Below are 946 nucleotides of genomic sequence, written 5' to 3'. Positions count from 1 at the left end.
TGGGCCAAGGTTAGATATCCACTACGGTCAGAGTGGTATTTCAACAACGACTCCACACACACTGGCGTGCATGCTTCAACGTCTCCCACCTATCCTACACAAACCGCACCGAATGCCAATACCAAGCTATAGTGAAGGTCCCGGGGTCTTTTCGTCCTGCCGCGCGAAACGAGCATCTTTACTCGTACTGCAATTTCACCGGGCCTGTGGTTGAGACAGCAGGGGAGTCGTTACGCCATTCGTGCAGGTCGGAACTTACCCGACAAGGAATTTCGCTACCTTAGGATGGTTATAGTTACCACCGCCGTTTACTGGGGCTTAAATTCTCCGCTTCGACCCACAAAGGGTCTAACAGGTCCTCTTAACCTTCCAGCACCGGGCAGGCGTCAGTCCGTATACATCAACTTCACCGTCTTCGCACGGACCTGTGTTTTTGATAAACAGTCGCTCCCCTCTCTTCTCTGCGACCCCAACCAGCTCAACACGAAAGGTGTGTCACCGGTTGTGGTCCCCCTTCTCCCGAAGTTACGGGGGCATTTTGCCGAGTTCCTTAACCACAGTTCACCCGCTCGCCTTAGTATTTTCTACCTGACCACCTGTGTCGGTTATGGGTACGGGCCGTACATGCACATCGCTAGAGGCTTTTCTCGGCAGTCCAGGATCACCAACATCACCCACAAAAGGGCTACGCATCACGCCTCACACATATGACAACCGGATTTGACCAATGTTGTCGTGCCACACGCTTGCACCGCAATCCAATAAGCGGCTTAGCTACCTCACTGCGTCACCCCATCACTGACCTACAACGGATCAGGCCCCACGCATCACCACCAACCAACCACTTCGAAAAGTGGCAACGGCCAGCGGATCAGGGTGGTTAGTCTCACCGCTTCGATACTGGGCGCGCACATACGGGTACGGGAATATCAACCCGTTAACCATC

At 53.8% G+C, this 946-nt stretch carries 1 rRNA gene; it reads right to left on the bottom strand.

What is annotated here, in order from left to right:
• Positions 1-946, bottom strand: a 23S ribosomal RNA gene (locus QP996_RS11720); the annotation flags it as partial.

The organism is Corynebacterium sp. MSK008 (assembly GCF_030232585.1).
Taxonomy (GTDB): domain Bacteria; phylum Actinomycetota; class Actinomycetes; order Mycobacteriales; family Mycobacteriaceae; genus Corynebacterium.
This window is presented reverse-complemented; position numbering and strand designations above follow the sequence as displayed.